11 protein-coding genes are annotated in these 17,887 nt (G+C 42.3%); all 11 read right to left on the bottom strand.

Annotated features, from left to right (window positions below; translation table 11 throughout):
- Window positions 1-195: 195 nt before the first annotated feature.
- Window positions 196-1,884 carry an endo-1,4-beta-xylanase gene (locus ACSSS3_RS12735; protein ID WP_228230704.1) on the bottom strand — a complete coding sequence of 563 codons (1,689 nt, stop codon included), beginning with the start codon at window positions 1,882-1,884 and terminating at the stop codon, window positions 196-198.
- Between the two features lie 29 nt (window positions 1,885-1,913).
- Window positions 1,914-2,948 carry a DUF5627 domain-containing protein gene (locus ACSSS3_RS12730; protein ID WP_228230705.1) on the bottom strand — a complete coding sequence of 345 codons (1,035 nt, stop codon included), beginning with the start codon at window positions 2,946-2,948 and terminating at the stop codon, window positions 1,914-1,916.
- Window positions 2,949-2,976: 28 nt separating this feature from the next.
- Window positions 2,977-4,719, bottom strand: a complete 1,743-nt coding sequence (locus ACSSS3_RS12725; protein ID WP_442844932.1) for a RagB/SusD family nutrient uptake outer membrane protein — start codon at window positions 4,717-4,719, stop codon at window positions 2,977-2,979.
- A gap of 25 nt (window positions 4,720-4,744) precedes the next feature.
- Window positions 4,745-7,807, bottom strand: a complete 3,063-nt coding sequence (locus ACSSS3_RS12720) for a SusC/RagA family TonB-linked outer membrane protein (RefSeq protein ID WP_442844931.1) — start codon at window positions 7,805-7,807, stop codon at window positions 4,745-4,747.
- Window positions 7,808-7,854: 47 nt separating this feature from the next.
- Window positions 7,855-9,747 carry a RagB/SusD family nutrient uptake outer membrane protein gene (locus tag ACSSS3_RS12715; RefSeq protein WP_442844930.1) on the bottom strand — a complete coding sequence of 631 codons (1,893 nt, stop codon included), beginning with the start codon at window positions 9,745-9,747 and terminating at the stop codon, window positions 7,855-7,857.
- Window positions 9,748-9,758: 11 nt separating this feature from the next.
- Entirely contained in the window at window positions 9,759-12,950 is a 3,192-nt protein-coding gene (locus tag ACSSS3_RS12710; protein WP_442844929.1) for a SusC/RagA family TonB-linked outer membrane protein, read from the bottom strand.
- 606 nt (window positions 12,951-13,556) lie between these two features.
- Window positions 13,557-13,898, bottom strand: coding sequence for an L-rhamnose mutarotase (locus ACSSS3_RS12705; protein WP_442844928.1), 342 nt, complete (start codon window positions 13,896-13,898; stop codon window positions 13,557-13,559).
- Window positions 13,895-15,229, bottom strand: a complete 1,335-nt coding sequence (gene fucP / locus ACSSS3_RS12700) for an L-fucose:H+ symporter permease (protein WP_442844927.1) — start codon at window positions 15,227-15,229, stop codon at window positions 13,895-13,897. The genes ACSSS3_RS12705 and fucP overlap by 4 nt, the downstream gene beginning before the upstream one ends.
- Before the next feature lie 3 nt (window positions 15,230-15,232).
- Window positions 15,233-16,030, bottom strand: coding sequence for an SDR family oxidoreductase (locus ACSSS3_RS12695; RefSeq protein WP_442844926.1), 798 nt, complete (start codon window positions 16,028-16,030; stop codon window positions 15,233-15,235).
- Window positions 16,031-16,033: 3 nt separating this feature from the next.
- On the bottom strand, window positions 16,034-16,861 hold the full coding sequence (locus ACSSS3_RS12690; protein WP_442844925.1) for an amidohydrolase family protein: 828 nt from the start codon (window positions 16,859-16,861) through the stop codon (window positions 16,034-16,036).
- Window positions 16,862-16,870: 9 nt separating this feature from the next.
- Window positions 16,871-17,887, bottom strand: a complete 1,017-nt coding sequence (locus ACSSS3_RS12685) for a zinc-binding alcohol dehydrogenase family protein (RefSeq protein ID WP_442844924.1) — start codon at window positions 17,885-17,887, stop codon at window positions 16,871-16,873.

Below are 17,887 nucleotides of genomic sequence, written 5' to 3'. Positions count from 1 at the left end.
AAGCAATCGATTGCGTCAATTTGCTATTACCCCAAAACATTTTTTCTTTTTTTGATTTGGATCGTGGGAGCTTACAGACATGCTATTAAAAAGGGAATATATAGTTACTAAAATGGCTATTGGTTTAAAGCCGCACATTAAAAAAAACAAAACCCAATGCATGTTATACATTGGGTTTTGCCTTCAAAAAACTAACTAATTCACAACGTTTCCTCCAAGTCCTTCAACCACACCTCTGTAGGCCGGTTTACGGGTAAAGCCCTGTGTCCAGAGGCCAATGGGTTCGCCTGCTCTCCACGAAGAATTTGCGGGACTATCTGTTGGGCTCCAGATTGTAATACCGTATTGCTGAGCCTGAGGTACTAAAGTAAAGTATTGCTCTAATACAAAGCGGTACATCTCCTCCTGAGCCAGATACAATTCTTCTGTAGCCTCTGTGGTTTGAACACCAACGCCAATATCCAATTCAGATATCTTTATCATTTTACCGGTTGCAGCCAGGAGTTTAAACATTTCGGTAATCTTGCCTTTATCTGAGTCCAGGCTTATGTGCATTTGTGTTCCTATTCCGTCAACACGGGCACCTTTTTCTTCAATGTATTTTACGTACTCTATAATTCCTTTACATTTATCAAGATTATACTCCAGATTATAGTCATTTATAAATAAAATGTCATCAGGGTTACCATACATTTCGGCCATCTTAAAAGCCACAACGCCATAATCTTTTCCGAGATAATCCTGCCAGTAAAACTCGTCAGCAGCCTTTGTTTTGCCAATTCCTGTTTTCAATTCGTAGGGATTACCATCATCCATAGGTTCATTAACGACATCCCAGGCGTGTGTGTTGGATTTGGATACCTCCATAATACCTGATATCCATTTATCAAGGTGATAGGTAAGCGTATCTCGTTTTTCTTCGGGTGTACGCTCTATAAAAGTGCTGCCTGTTGCTTCATCATTAAACCAGCTAACTTTAAGGTTATCGAAATAATAAGTTGTGGCTGTGTTTCCTAAATTAAATGCGATTGTATTGCAATTTGAAGTATTATCTGCAATTGTCACCTCAACCGAAATATGTTTCCATTGGGGTTGTGCAGCTACGGCACCAAAGAAATTCCAGTGCTTATAACCTCCGGGACTGGTTTGAGCCTGAGTCCCCATATTGGCATTTGCGTCTGCTCGCACATCCACTTCCAATCTGTATTTATCTCCCACAGCTGTTCTTCGAGAAAAGGTCACAAAGAGTTGCGATCTCCAATCGTCTGTCTGTACCGCCGGGTTTGTAACTTTCAGCGCTCGCCCGGTATTATTAAAACCTGCACCATCTGCAGTAAACCCAAGTATAGCATTAGCTCCGTTACTTTGGTAACCTGAAGCATCATCTGTCTCAAACGACTTATCAAGAATAACCTCCCAATCTGGTAATGACTGTGAAGGAATTTCAACAGGAGCGATTGTACTGTTTAAAAAAGTAGCATTCTGATTGGCATGCCAAGCGAGCGTATGACCGTAAATAGAGACTTCATTTCTGGCAGTATTTTCAACAAATTGTGAAACAGCATCAAGGCTGAGGGAACCATCGTTGAGCACAACAGCACCATGCTTCATAGCGTAACCGGCTGTAAGCTCCTGAAAATTTGTATTAGCCAGCAAATACATGGGCCCAAGATTATTATAGGTACCTATACCTATACCAGCTCCTAATTTAAAGTTAGGATTAGCAACATAGGTTTTGAGATTTTGCAAACCGTTAATTGCTTCCTGATTCTGAATGCTAAGAGGTTTTTCCACATCGAATTCAGGCATTTCCATGTCTGCGCAGCTTGCCATGCAAAGTGCCAAAACAGCCGCGGGAATGATTCTAAAATGTATATTTTTCATATTTCAAATTTTTTAAAGTCAAAAAAGTCCTACTCTAAAATGGGTGTAAAGGTTTCTATAGTTACACCACGGTTTCGTACTACCAGTGTGTCTGTAGAAGTCACGCGTACATCGTCCAGATCAAGCTCGTAATTCAGGTATAGAGCGTCACGGTCCTGACTGCCCCAGCTGTTTTTCTCGCCATCCTTTACAAAGGAGCCACTCCCTGTAGCGGTGTATTCATTCGGTTCTGAGGAGCTTACTGTAGCATTACCTTCATCATCAATATTTACAAGCAGTACAATATTTCGATCAACACCAGCCCCATCCTGTAATGACAATGGGAAGCGTACCTGTCTTCTACTAGTTGAAGTTAACTTAACCACCTCATCATCCTTAACATACTGCTCCTGACGGGTAATGGTCTCATTCAAAGACGTATTACCATTTTTACCAACAATAACATCTTCACCTCTACGCAGGTAAAATGCTTCATAAGGATTTATATATTTTACCGCATAAAAAATAAAATCCTTAGGCTGTGTCGCCCAGTCTGTTGCTACACCCCGGCGTGGATTAGCCACCTGTGGCTCTCCTGATAAAATAGTGTCTACCACAGTAGCATTAGTCATACGTAAGGGGATCACGTAGTTTCGCCCTAAAGATTTAGGGTCTGCGAAGAAAGCCTCTGTTAACTGCACCTCAACACCTCCGGCAATTTCACCATTTGGGATTACGATACGGTTATCAGCTAACGTGTAATGAGTTGATGGAAGCGCCAGAACAGGCTCACCTGATCCTTCAAATACAAAACCATCTACCATTGCATTATCTACCTGAAAATCTACAGTCACATTTGACTCATTCTCGTAAAGCCCTCCAAGCGTGGCCATGATCATACACTTACCTTCATTATCTAAAGTGGTATCAAATATGTCTTCACCTAACGTAATGGTTCTCACCGGATATTGATAGGCAAAATACACAACCTGATAGTCGTAGTCAGGAAAGTCCCATTCTCCATTTTCACAAGAACTGAAAAGGGTGATAAGAAGTAAAAGAGTTATAAAAATGTTTTTTTTCATTGTCATCTAATTATTTTTTAAGTGAGTTTTACCAACCCCGATTTTGTTCCAGTTCATCAAACTTTAAAGTTTCCAGATAAGGTACAGGACCATATTGCATATAATCCTGGTACTGCCGTTCTTCTACATCAATCCTATTGAAAATGCCGTTAACAATAGAAACACCATCAGCAGTTTCTGTGAGGTCCAGACCCCAGCGACGTAAATCCCAAAAACGGAAACCTTCAAAGCAAAGCTCGAGACGGCGCTCATTGCGTATTAACGTGCGCATGGCGTTCTTATCCCCGCGAATAGATTCTAGATAAGCATCGGGCTGAGTAATACCGGCACGTCTGCGTATTGCGGCAATTACATCATAAGCAGAGAATGCATAAGAACCTGTACCGGTAGGTCCCCAGGCCTCATTTGCAGCCTCGGCATAGATCAGATAAAGTTCGGTATACCGAATGCGGGGTTTGTAATGCAACTGTTGTGTGGTGGTTGCCGTACTTAAGTTTACATCCTGTCTTAATAATTTTCTCATATAATATCCCGTACGCGTAGAAGTCGCCTCTTCATTTAAAGCATCATCAGTACCACCGTCTGCAGCTGTTATAATAGTCGATGCGTTTACACCTGCAGTTGCACGGTTTACCAGAACATATGCACGCAATCTTGGATCGCGGTTAGTATAGGGATTGGCAGGATCATAATTACTTGCAGGATTTGAAATGGGATATCCATTAACCGTAGGAAAGGCATCTACAAGATTTTGAGTTGGATTAAGTCTTCCACGTCCATTTAATGTAGGCGGAAAATGATCTGCTTCCAGGTTATTACTGTTACTAACATCCCCTCTCCACAAAATTTCACGAGGATTTGATCCTCCTCCTAAAGCTGCTATTTCCGCGATATTTGTATACCAGGTATGACCATTTGCTGCAATGCCGCCTATTCCCCCATTAAGTGTGAGTACGTCACCGGCATAATTTGCGGCCATTTCCCAGCTAATATCGCTTATATCACTATAAGCCGGGCTCGCTGCCATAAGGGCTGCCTGTGCTTTTAAAGCTTTGACAATTCTGCCGCTTACCCGTTGTCTTCCACGCTCACCAAAAACCCGGTTGAAGTCATTTGTGTTTGTAATACCACTAGGCAGTAAGCTGGGGTCGTTTATATCTTCATAATCTAAAGCTAACATTTCATCTGCCTGATTGAGATCATTCATCAATTGCGTCATACAGGCGTTAAATGTTGCTCGGGGAAGATTAAACTCAGATTCAGGATTTTCAGGCTCGAGAATAATGGGCACTCCCAATAGCTCACCGTTAGCAAACCCGGCGTGAGCCTGTAGCAGGTAATACATATGCAGGCCTCTAAGTCCGTATGCCTCTCCTTTTAATCTTCGGTTGTATAAGGCATTAATATTGGGATCTGTTGCCCACTCTACATTATCTGCTTCCGAAAGGAAAATATTTAAATATTGTATCGCTGATCGGGAACGCTGCCACTGAGTAAACGGATCAAAGTTTGAAGCCCACTGCCCTGTAGCTGCTCTACGAAAGTTATTGTCGATATCGTTAGAAACCGCATCATCTGTAGCTACATCATCAAAAGACCAGTTTAAAGTAGGTATTCTTAAATACGCATTAAGCAACAATCCTTCGGCATACGTCGGGTCATTATACGCATCATCTAAATCCCGGTTATTCTCAATTGCAGGTTCAAATAAATCATCGCAGCCTGTAAGTGTTAAAATAGCGAGTAGAAAAAGTAAGATCTTAGTATTCATATTTTTTTGATACATATAGAATTAATTAAAACAGCGCTTTAAGGCCAAGGTTGTAAAATCGCGTTTGTGGAGCATTACCTATGTTGAGCTCCATCAACTCACGCTCTGATGAGAATGTAAAGAGGTTTGCTCCACTTACATAAATGTTTAGGTTTTTTAGAAACGAATCGCTACCCAGGATTCCGGCTGGGATGTCATAACTCACCTGAACTTTAGCAAGATCTATGCGATCTGTACTATACATCCAGAAGTCTGAATTTCTAAAGTTGCGCTCCCCATTTTGTGTAGTAAGTCTGGGGTAGGTTGCTGTTGCAGCAGTCTCCGGTGTCCAGCGGTCTCTAACCACAGTTGAGTATTTATCTTCACCGTCTATCCAGAAGTACGAACCATTTTTCATTGCATGTGCACCCGTTTGACCGGTCGCCAAAACAAAGAAGGTTAAGTTTTTCCATTTGGCACTCAGATGAATTCCTGCTGAAAGCGGTGCGCCACTCCAGCCCCATTTACCCAGATAAACCTCGTCTTCATTATTAATGATTCCATCACCGTTTTGATCTACATAACGTATATCACCAGCAGTTGTACCTCTACCTCCCAAGGCATCCTGATTGGGAGCACTTGCAACTTCTTCGTCTGAACTAAAGAAGCCATCACTGCGTAGACCAAACATCGCATCGATAGGTTTCCCCTCGCGGTTTTGATACTCATTTTCAAATAATTCTGCTCGCTGCGATGCCTTTGTATCGTAGTAGATACCTGCTAAACCTACAGTCCAGTCGATGCTACCAATAGTTTTAGAATAGGTAATATCAAAATCAAAACCAATACGATCATCGTTATTGTAGTTTATATAAGGAACAAACGAACTTGCTGGAAAACCGGTTTGAAAGTAATTGGGATACAACACTCCGGGCTGAATGATGTTTCCTTTCATTCGGTTTGCGAAAAATGCGGTTTGAAAGCTGATCGAATTATTAAACAGTGAACCTTTAAGTTCTACATTGATTTCTTTTCTTCTGGCAAAAGTAAGTTCGGGATTTCCTGCCTGAAGCGAATTGGTTGAACGCGTAAGCGCTCCGTCCCTCCAGCTGAACCAGGCTCCTTCCGTTTGAGAATAGATAGTCTCGTGAGCATAATATCTATTGTAAGGTTGGTTAGCATTTAAATCAACTAATCCCAAGTCGGTGCTCAATACCCCTGCAGAAACCGAAAGCTCTAAGTCATTTACGATTGAAGAATTTTCCAGGAACGGCTCGCGTCCTATTTTCCACGCGACTGTAGCTGTGGGTGAATATCCTGTGCGCTGGCCCTCAGCAAATCGGGCAGAATGTACAACTGCCTCATTAAAGAGTACGTAATATCTGTTTTTGTAATTGTAAGCCAGCTGTAAACCTAAATTAGCACTGCTAATGCGGTGATACTGTCCGGAGAGGGTCTGTTGCCATCCTCCTGCCACCAACATTGCTGAAAGATTGTGATTTTCGGCCAATTCAGTTTCATAATTCAGTTGACTGGAAAATGAGATAGTCTGTTGATAGAAACTATTGCTAATGTTTTGAATACCGGTTCTGGCATCTTCACCATATCGAATTAAGCTTCCGATCTCATCCTGTCCGTTTACATTTATCCAATTTGCTCCATAAACCGAATACTGGTTGTTGTAAGACTGATTGTATGAAGTTGAATAATCTACACCAAAGGTAGTGTTAAGAGTCAATCCCTTTAAAGCCCGGTTTAAATCTGCATCTATAGCGGTATTGAATTGAAATTCCCTGCTGGTAAAAGTATTGTAACCCCCTGCATAAATAGAGGCAAAAGCGTTGGTCTGATCAATTTGAGAACCTCCAAGCAAAAATCTGCCGTCGATAATATTTGAGCTGTTTTGAGCCAGGATTCTGGCGGTTTCGTTACCCTCAGATATAAAACTTAAAGGAATTAACGGTGAAAAACGATTAGGTCTTACCGTTGCTGCATTTCCCCAATAATTTGCATTAACGCCTCTACCACTATAGTAAATGGCATTAGCCCCTAATGATGCAGAGATCCAGTCATTTAATTTTAAATCGACATTACCCCTTACATTAAACCGCTCTGTCTTATTGTTTACGGCCTCACCAAAATCAATTTGGTTTCCGGTTCTAAAAAAGCCGATATCGGTATAATAACGTGCTGATTCATTTCCGCCTGAAATTTCAACGGTAGCATCGTAACGTTCATAAACGGGCTTTAAATACTCATCGCTGTAAAAGTTGACACTGGGGTATCTAAATGGATTACTACCTGATGCGTGATTAAATATTTCCTCGTCTGAATACAATGCTGAGATCCCATCATTGGCTCTGGCCTCGTTATAATAAGTCATATATTCTGCAGAACCCAGATACTGCGGGTATCGCTTCGGAACAAATAAACCTGCATCTACACGCGCACTGATCTGTTGCTTACCAATTTCTCCGCGTTTGGTGGTAATAAGAATTACACCCTGAGCGGCACGGCTACCGTATAAGGCAGCTGCCGTTACCCCTTTCAGAAAAGTAACCTGTTCAATTTCAACAGGTAAAGCACTTCCCGCACTTCGCGGCACTCCATCTACCAAAACGAGATAGTTTCCCATTCCCCAGATGTTACCGCCATTAAAGCCTCCTATGAAGGCATTTAAACCATCCAAACTATACGTTGTGTAATTTTTGTCCAGAATTTCCGGAAGATTAATGTGTGAAGTACCCCCTGCAACAATCTCACCTTCTTCGACCTTCTGAAATGCAATCTGCACTTCACTGTTTGATCCTTTAACCAGAACAATGTCTTCCTGATATTCATCTGCAGTTATGGAAATAGATTTAAAACCTTCTGCAGTTATTTGGAGAAATGATCCCGGGTTTACGGAAATTGTAAATTGCCCCGTTTCATCAGTTATTGCAAAAACATCTTCTTGCTTATTTTGAACTATAGCGCCTTGAACCGGCTCACCGGATGCATCCAAAATACGGGCTTCAACGACTATTTGCTCTTCGCTTTGAGCGGTTAGGTTAAGCGAAGTCAAAGCAATTAAAGCAAACAAGACAATTTTTGTTCGTAAGTATTTCATTTAGTATTTCGTTTGGATTATTTTAATTAAAGTGCGGTCTTATGAAATTACCATCCCGGGTTCTGACTAAACTCCAGATAAATATTTACATCCGAATTTTTCAGAGGAAGCCAGTAATGCTTTGTAGAATAATCACGCTCCAGAATTACTTCTTCTCTAATATTTAGTACACGGTTTGCGGTTGGATCTTCAGCGTCGAAGTTACCGGCACGGTCAAACTCCAGGGCTGTTTTAAGCGTATAGGGTTTTTCGATAAGTAGCAACCATCTTCTTAAATCATTAAAACGGTGACCTTCAAAAGAAAGTTCTACAGCACGCTCTCTGCGCACCTCACTCATAAAGCCGTCTATGCCGGCCGGTACAGCACCTACACCCAATCTTACAGGGTCAACACCCGCGCGATTACGCACAACATTTACCGCCTCGATAGCTGTTTTTGAAAAATTTCCTGATTTCCCGTTGGGGCTTCCATAAGCCTGAGCAGCAGCTTCAGCATACATCAGGTATACATCAGACAAGCGCATCCAGGGTAAATGCAGGTTTAGGTTTGCTCCATAATTAAAACCATCATCATATCTATTGGCCGTAATCGGTATAAACTTGTAGTTCAAAAACCCGGAGCGACTACCGGTACTTACATCACGATAACTACCTTTAGAATATAAGTTGGCAAATCGATGCTGCTCTACGTCTGCGGGCATAGCACCCTGCACAACCTTAACGCCGTCAAAAATGATGTCGTGGTAAAAACGAGGATCACGATCTTTCCATGGGTATTCGGGATCATAACCGGATACGGCATCTGGTTTAGTAATGTCTGCAATAGGCAAACCGTTGGCCATACCGTAAAAGTTGACATAGTTTGCAGTAGGCATGAAGTTGCTGCCGTCCTGTATAATTGCTGGCTGATATTGCTTACTGGTACCCCAGTTAGAACCATTTGCACCGAAATAAGGTCCTCTGAAAATAGCTTCGGTACCTCCCGGAATTCTCCATCCCTGACCGGTAGTGTAGAAATTATCGCTATATCGCTCAAATGGAATAAGATCGTACTGAGTACTTCCACTTTCAACAAGAGATAGCAATTCACCAAAAGCATCTGCGGCTTTCTTAGCATAATCTGAGTTGTACTGGCGAGAGCCTGTAGATTCTAAATTCATCAACGGACTTGCAGCCCATAGGTAATTTTTACCCAAATAACCCAGCGCCATGATCTTATTGATTCTCAGGTCATTTTTACCACTGGTTGCAGCACCCGGTTGAGTACCGTCCCAGTTTACCGGTAACAGATTTGCAGCCTCTCTAAGGTCTGCAGCTGCTCGATCTGCACACTCATGATAACTTAAGCGCGGCAAACGTAAAGGTTCATCACTGGGAAGTACATAATCTATGTAAGGAAGACCTCCAAAATACTGGATCATTTGAAAATGGAACCATCCTCTAAAAAATAAAAGTTGTCCTTTTATAAAATCACGTTCCTCCGGTGTTGCATCTACTAGTAGATCAAGATTCTCTAATCCTAAATTTACCTTACGTAAACCGTACCAGCCGTTTCTCCATAAATCCTTTTGGAACCGGTCGTCATTTCTTGAGGCATCTGCCTGATTTAACCAGGATGCACCCCAACCGTCATACTCACTTTGCCAACCCCAAAAATTACCATCGTCAAACTTATGAATGACATGGAAGTTCATGTCTGCCGAAGTGATCTCATCATCGCCCCAGTTCCAGGAATTGGTCCAGTAAGCATTAGAAAAATCGGGAATACAGTGGTATAACTCTTCTGTAAATCCCTGAAAGTTTCTGAAGTTCTTAAAAGCTTCTTCTTCTGAAATGATTGATTCAGGTTCCTTATCAAGGTATTCCTCGCACGAGGTCACCATCAAAACAGAAACAATCACCAGGCAATAGTTAATTAAATTTTTAGTAAACGTTTTCATAATAACAATTTTTAAAAGGTGATATTCAATCCAAAATTGAATCGCTTTACGGTTGGGTAGGCTCCCTGAGAAGCCCATCCTGTACCTGCAAAGTTTGATTCTCTATCATCTGGCATTTTGGTCCAGACGTACAGGTTATTTCCATTCAAAAAGAGGCGCAGGCTATCAAAGCCGAAGGTCTTCAGTAGTTTTGAATCTGCGGTAAAGGTGTATGCTATTTCAGCATTCTTTAAACGCACATAAGATGCGTCGTAGAAAAAGCGGGAACCGTTACTTGCTCCGTTAGGCGTAGAAACCCATCTGGGCACCGGCGCATCAGCATTTGTATTGTCTTTGCTCCAGTAGGAGCCTTCGTCATAGACAATGTTGTTTTGGTTACCCAAACTGTTAAAAACTACCTGTCTGGTAACATTATTGGCTCCAAAGAACTGTACAAAAGCACTAAAGCCTTTCCAATCAAAACCAACTGTGGCATTGTAGGTGTTTTGCGGGGCTCCGGCAAAACCATAAGGAGCCTGATCAAAATCATCAATAACTCCGTCTCCGTTAAAATCTATGATTTGGTATCCTCCCGGAAGTTTTTGATTATCGTTTGTATTATGTTGTGTAGTACCGTAGAGTTCATCCCAGGTATTGTAGAAACCGTTATCAATAAAGGTACGGGCCTGGTTGATCGCATAACCTTCACGCTTTTGATATGCTGGTGCCAACTCTGCATCATCACGATCAACGGTAACGTTTTCGGCGTGTGTCATGTTCAAATCTGCCCACACCCTTAAATCTGGTGTAAAATTGTGGTTAAGATTAAGTACTAGTTCATAACCCTCGTTTTTGACACGACCTAAATTAGCCACAGGCGCAATTGTACCATAATAATCAGGAATCGCACGGTCACCACCTCCTACTAATACGTCTACACGGTCATCACGAAAGAAATCAACACTTCCGCTTATAGCATTATTAAAGAAGCCATAGTCAAGTCCTATGTTTGTTTTCTTTACCGATTCCCAGCTTACACCCGGGTTACCCACCTGGGTTTCTCTGTACCAAACATACGGGCTGGCTTCAGCCTGCTCGCCGGTTACACCCAAACGGGACTGCCCACCATACCCCCACGAAGTAAGGTATAAAAATCGGGCTCCAATATTATCGTCTCCTATTTGACCATAAGATGCTCTGATCTTTAGGTTGTTAATAAAATCAACCTTATCCATAAAACTTTCATTCATAATGTTCCAGCCAACACCACCTGAAGAAAAGAACGCAAAGCGCTTACCTGCAGCAAAACGTTCTGACCCGTTATAGGCTCCATTATATTCAATAAGATAGCGGTTATCGTAACCGTAAGTAGCTCTAAATACCCAGTCTTCACGATAAAAAGGTAAAATACTACCGGTAGCATATTCATTTCTATTGAAAAGGCCCATCGCGGTTACGTCGTGCTTGTCTTCTATTGTAGTGGTATAATTAAGTTGTGTTTGATAGAATAATCTTCGGTAGGATGCTCCATCGTTTACACCACCACCCTGAGCTGTCCAGCGCACTCCCTGTGCGTAATCAAAACCGGTATTTGCATCATACGTTCTTCTAAAGGTTTCAATCCCGGTTGTGGGATCAATCCATTTTTCCTGAGGATCGTTAAACAAATCATTCACCCCCCGGTTGGCTTCGATAAAGGTGTTATCAAGAGCGACTGTCCCATTAAAAGTCAATCCTTTAGCAATTACATCTAATTTTTGTTCCAGAGTAAAGTTGGTTTGTAACTGAGTGGTCGTAAGATATTGTACCCCGCTAATTGCCAAATTTCTAATTGCATTTCCTTCACCTCCACCGGATGGCGCATCGTAACCCCAGGTTCCGTCAGAATATTGCGGCAAATAAATGTCTGGTGGAGTAGAATAGGCAGCAATCCAATAAACATATTGGTTTCCATTAAAATTCCACGGCGTTTTACGTACCCCGTAAGAACCTGAAAGTCCTACTTTAAGTACTGTTGTTGGTGTAAGCTGGAAATCCAAATTTGTACGTACGTTGAAACGATTGTAGTTAAAACCCGGTTGGTATCCTCTGCTGTTGTTATATTCTCTAATCAAATCGCCTTCGTACTGAAAATCAGCTCCGGCGAAGTATTTTACAAAGTCCGATCCCCCACTTATGTTTAAGTTTGCATTGTAAGCAGGTGCAAAATCTTTAAACAGTGCTTCATCCCAATCTACGTTAGGATAGCGCTCGCTCTCTGCCAGATTTGCCGGAAAACGGTATTTGTCAATAATATCTTGAGACATATACGCACCCCATGATTCGGGACGAATAGAAAGTTCGTTTTCAATAGCCTGATTACGCACTAAGAAGGTATCGTAGGAATCCTTTTTGCCCGGAAGTTTAGAGGCTGTCTTTACAGTAGTATTTAATCGCGCACGCAACACAGCTCTACCCGATTTTCCGCGTTTGGTCGTAATAAGTATAACTCCATTTGCGCCTCTAACCCCATAAACTGCAGTCGCCGAAGCATCTTTCAAAACAGATATAGACTCCACAGAACTAATAGCAACGGTATTCATAGGTCGTTCTATACCGTCTACCAAAATCAAAGGCTCTGCATTGTTGAATGAACTTAAACCCCGTATGAAAATGCGAGGATCCTCTGCTCCCGGTAAACCGGTACTAGAGGTGGTAATAACACCAGGCACGTTACCTGCTAATGCAGAACCAATATTTGGCACGTTACCGGCACGCTCCAGGTCTTCACCGCTAGCCTGTACTATTGCAGCAACGACGCTTTCTTTCTTTTGCTGACCGTAACCTACAACTACAACTTCCTCAAGTGCGTTTTCATCGGTTGCCATTTGCAAATCAATAGTAGTATTGGAACCCACCCGACGCTCTGCAGTTTTAAAACCTACGAAGCTGAATACCAGAACACTTTCTGATGAAGGCGCGTTAATAGTATACTTACCATCAAAATCAGTAACGGCACCCATGCCGGACTGCCCTTTTACAATAACATTAACACCGGGTAATGGTAAACCATCATCGGCAGAAACAACAGTACCCGAAATGGCTACCTGTTGTTCACTTATATTGGTCTCGTAAGGTGAGTAGGCATTAGACCTTTCTTCTGCTGCTGCAGCAAATAATGGGAACAAAATCCCTAAAATCAAAGTCTTTGAAACGTGAGCAGTTTTAATCAACGGTATTTTCATATTATAGTTTAGCTTTCCTGTTTTTGATTTAAGAAATCGATTTCGTAAATAGGCTCTTATGATTTATTTAAATGTTTATTCAGATCATAACATCCCTTTTCGCTACACCTCAAAACAAATGGATTTAATCTGTTTTGAAAGCTGAGCCTTCTTTCAAGATCTCCTCAACTCTGTTAAGGTTATTCTAAAAAAAGACGCTCTATTATAGAATGTCTAAAATCGTATGTTGATAATTATCATATTCTCAACACAACAACACGTAACAAATGTATCTGCTAATGCTGAAGCGCTATTACAAGGGTGTTACATATACTTTGGCGTAGGTTACATGTACACGCAAAAGCCTGTTTTTTGTTACCTAATAAAAAAAATCACTCCTAAAAAGGGAAGAAAATGAGCTCAGGGAGTTCTTAAATTTTTAAGAAAATAAACCCATAGCTGGTATAAACAAGTGTGAAATTTTTAACGAAAAGGTTTCGGCACCCGCAAGCGGGATGTTCATTATCCACTTTTTTGAAAATTGAATCCTGTATCTTAAAATAAAAAATCCCCGAAGACCAATTCGCTTCGGGGATTATCTTTTGAAAAATCGGAAATTAGATCGGCCTAATTGGCCAATTTGAAAATTTGCTTCATTTCAATCCACTTTTCACCCGCATTGGCAAATGGAAGCGCTTGCTGATACTTCCACATCAGGTTTTCCCATTCCTGAACTTTAGGATTGCTTAAATCCATCTGCTTTTTACGTTCGGGATTGTATTCTGGCGTGGTTTCCATAATCATAAAGAGACGGTTGCCGCAGCGGTAAATTTCCATATAGCTTATTCCGGCATCTTTGATGCTCTTAAGTATTTCGGGCCAAACCGCCTTATGATAGGCATCATATTCGGCAATGAGCTGTTGATCATCTTTGAGATCACAGGCAAAACAATATCGGGTTGTTTTCATCCTTGAAGTTTCATATTGTATTTCTTATATACGTCTCTTCCGTAGATCCCAATAACCACGAAGCAGATAAAAGGCAGAATAAAAGAAAAATTGACTTCAGGTACTCCCAAAATGCTGATATCGGTATAACCGGCTCCACCCAAATCGAGAATCAAACCCTGAAGGGTGGGCATCAGGGCGCCGCCTACAATCGCCATGACCAGAAATGCTGCGCCAAACTTCGCGTCTTCCCCCTGCCCCTCTAAAGCAATTCCGTAAATAGTAGGAAACATAATGGACATAAAAAATGAAATACTTACCAAAGCGATTAAGCCTGTCATTCCCGGTACCATAATCGTAATCAGAGTAGCGAGCGCTGCTCCTATGGCAAAAAACAGCAACAATTTACCCGAGTCTATATATTTTAATAATGCGGTACCCACCCATCTGCCGATAAGAAATACCACCAGAGCAGCGATCCCGTAGTTTACAGCTTCGGTATTTTCAATACCAAAAGATTCTGCATACTGATACAAATAGGTCCAGCACATGATTTGTGCACCCACATAAAAAGCCTGTGCAATTACTCCGCCGGTGAATTTGCGGGCCTTGAAAAGCCGTTTTATAGATGGTCCTATTTTCACTTTACTTTCCTGATGCTCGTTTTGTGGCATATTCACCAGACTGATTACGACCAGAAAACCAATAACCACAATCCCGAGTAACACATACGGATCGCGTATCACCGCCAAATCTGCGGTACGCACAACAGCCTTGGCCTCTTCTCCAAGTGTCGAATAGACCGTGGTTCCATCAGGTAATAAATCGTCTGATTGTAACGAGGCCAAAATGAATTTTTGAGCCACAATCAAACCAAGCAGAGCCCCCATCGGGTTAAAGGCCTGAGCCAGATTGAGACGCTGAGTTGCTGTTTTTTCGGATCCCATCGAAAGGATGTACGGATTTGCCGTAGTCTCTAAAAACGCCAGACCAAAAGTCAGAATATATAGCGCCGCGAGAAAAAAGCCGAACTCTTCATAAGCTGCGGCGGGATAAAACAGCAATGCTCCCAATGCATACAGGCCAAGACCCAGCAACACTCCTTTTTTATAGGAATAGTGGTTTACAAAAATCGCCGCCGGTAAGGCCATCGTAAAGTAGCCGCCGTAAAAGGCCAACTGAACCAGCGAAGCCTGAAAGTTATCCAGCTCCAGCACTTTTTTAAATGCCGAAACCATAGGGTTTGTGATATCGTTTGCAAAACCCCACAAGGCAAAAAGCGAGGTGATGAGAATAAACGGCAGTAAAACCGATTTGGCCACTACCGGAACTTTTGATTGATTGGTATTCATAATTTAGTTTTTAGCCGGAAGCAAAGCGCGATCCAGATGTACATAACCACCGTCGACAAATAGAAACTGCCCGGTGGTATGTGATGATTTTTCAGAGATGGTGAATAAAGCCGTGTCTGCTATTTCCTGAGTGGTAGTCATTCGGTTTTCTAACGGAATGGTGTTGCGAATAGCCTCTAGTTTTTCGGCACCGTTGTCAAGCGTTTCAATCCAGTTTTCATAAGCCGGTGTGTAGCTTTCGGCAATGATAAGTGCATTGCTGCGTATGCCGAATTTAATGAGATCTACCGCCCATTCGCGGGTTAATCCCAGTACGCCTCCTTTAGCGGCAGCATAGCCAGAAGTCCCGCCCTGACCGGTAATTGCCACTTTAGAACCTACGTTCAAAATGTTTCCTTTACTTGCTTTAAGCAAGGGCAGTGCATATTTTACGGTGGCATAAAAACTAACGAGGTTTAGCTTCAGCGAATACATAAAATCTTCCAGCGAACCTTCGAGCGAAACGCCGTCATTTACGCCCACATTATTGATAATAGCATCTATTCGCCCATATTTAGCCGAAAGTTGCTCTATTGATTTTTTTATTTGTTCAGCGTCGGAAAGATCGGTTTGATAGAATGTACTATCCAATCCCTGTTCCCGCAACCGGGCTTCATACTCAAACCCGCGGGCATTTCGGTCTAACAAAACAGGGATTGCTCCTTCTGCAGCTAGTGCAAAAATGATGGTGTGACCAATGCTTCCGGGCATTCCGGCAGAACCGGTTACCACAATAATTTTATCTTTTAAGTTTAAGTTCATCGATTAAATTGTATAAATGCGCTGGGCATTTTTATAGAAAAAAAGTTCGCGTTCGTCTTTAGAAAGTTGACCTGAAAAGGCTTTGGCTACATTAAGAACCTGAGCATAACTTCCGGCAACCAGGCATACCGGCCAGTCTGAACCGTAAACGATTCGATTGGTACCAAAAGCCTCCAAAACCACGTTCATATAGGGCATTAAATCTATAGGTTTCCAGGTTTTATAATCGGCTTCGGTAATCAAACCCGATATTTTACAGCTTACGTTCTCGTAACTGCCAATGGCTTTCATCAGCAAAGCCCATGAATCAATATAGCCTTGTTTGATGTAGGGCTTTGCGATGTGGTCGATCACAAATTGCTGCTCGGGAAAAAGCTTTACAAATTCGAGCACTGCCGGAAGCTGATGCGAAAAAACAAGAATTTCATACACCGCTCCGGTATTTTTCAGCTTTGAGATTCCGGTTAAAAAAGCTTTTCGCAGTAAAAACGAGTTGTCAGCCTCGGCCTGCACGACATGGCGATAGCCTTTCATCAGAGGCATTTCGGCATAATACTCCAGATCCTGCTGCACCGAATCGCTCTGAAAATCAACCCAACCGATTACACCTTTGATGAAATCATAGTCAGAAGCAAGATTCAGTAAAAACGTGTTTTCTTCAAGGGTTTGATCTGCCTGTACTGCGATACAGCCGGTGATATTGTTTTCCTCATAAACCGGTTTTAAATCCTGAGGCATAAAATCACGGCGTATTACAGCCATCTCGTCATCAATCCAGCTGTGTTTTACGGGGTTGTACTGCCAAAAGTGTTGATGGGTGTCTATAATCATAATGCAAGATTAGTCATTGATTTCAACCAAAGCTTTAATCACGTTATTTTCAGGGGCCAACAAAGCCTCAAAGCCCGATGGCAAATCTTTAAAAGCGATACGGTGTGTGATGTATTTTTTCGGGTTGATGGTACCGCTCCTGATACTTTCAATGACATACTGAAAATCTTCGCGGGTAGCATTGCGGCTGCTCATCAGGGTAGATTCCCGCTTGTGAAACTCGGGATGGCTAAAGCTTAGTTCGCCTTTTTGTAAGCCTACCAAAACGTAGCGGCCACCGTGGGCCAGATATTGAAATGCGCTGTTCATCACATTGCGATTACCAGTTGCATCAATGATTACTGTAGGCATATCGCCGTTTGTGATTTCTGCCAAACGCTCCATAACATCAGTATTCATCGGGTTTAAAGTCTGCCAGACACCCAATTCGTCTTTACAAAAATCAAGACGGTGCTCGTTGACATCAAGGGCAATGACCTTTGCTCCTGCCTGCTGCGCAAACTGAATCAAGCCAATACCAATAGGGCCTGCTCCCATTACCAAAACCGTCTCTCCCTCACGCACTCCTGCCCGTCGCACCCCGTGAGCAGCAATGGCGAGAGGCTCCACGAGCGCGAGCTCATCAAAATCAAGACCCTCGCCGTGCAGCAGATACCCATCAGGTACAACTACATACTCAGCCATACCGCCGTCAATGTGTACCCCAAAAACCTTAATCGAGGTACAACAATTGCTCAGCCCGTTGCGGCAGGCGACACAACTTCCGCAGTTGAAATATGGGATAAAACTCACCGCATCGCCGGTATTAAAACCGGCGGCATTACCTTGTACATATTCAGCTGCGAGCTCGTGACCCAAAACTCTCGGGTAATTAAAGTACGGCTGGGTTCCGCCAAAAGCGTGAATATCGGTACCACAAATACCTATTTTACGGATGCGCAGCAGCGACTCTCCCGCTTTCGGCTTCGGAATATCCTGTTCTTTTAATAAAAAGGTTCCGGGTTCTTCACAAACTATATAATTCAT

Source organism: Leeuwenhoekiella sp. H156 (assembly GCF_052218455.1).
In the GTDB taxonomy this organism is placed as follows: Bacteria; Bacteroidota; Bacteroidia; order Flavobacteriales; family Flavobacteriaceae; genus Leeuwenhoekiella; species Leeuwenhoekiella parthenopeia.
Note: the sequence above shows the minus strand (reverse complement) of the source record. Positions and strands in the feature narration are given on the sequence as shown.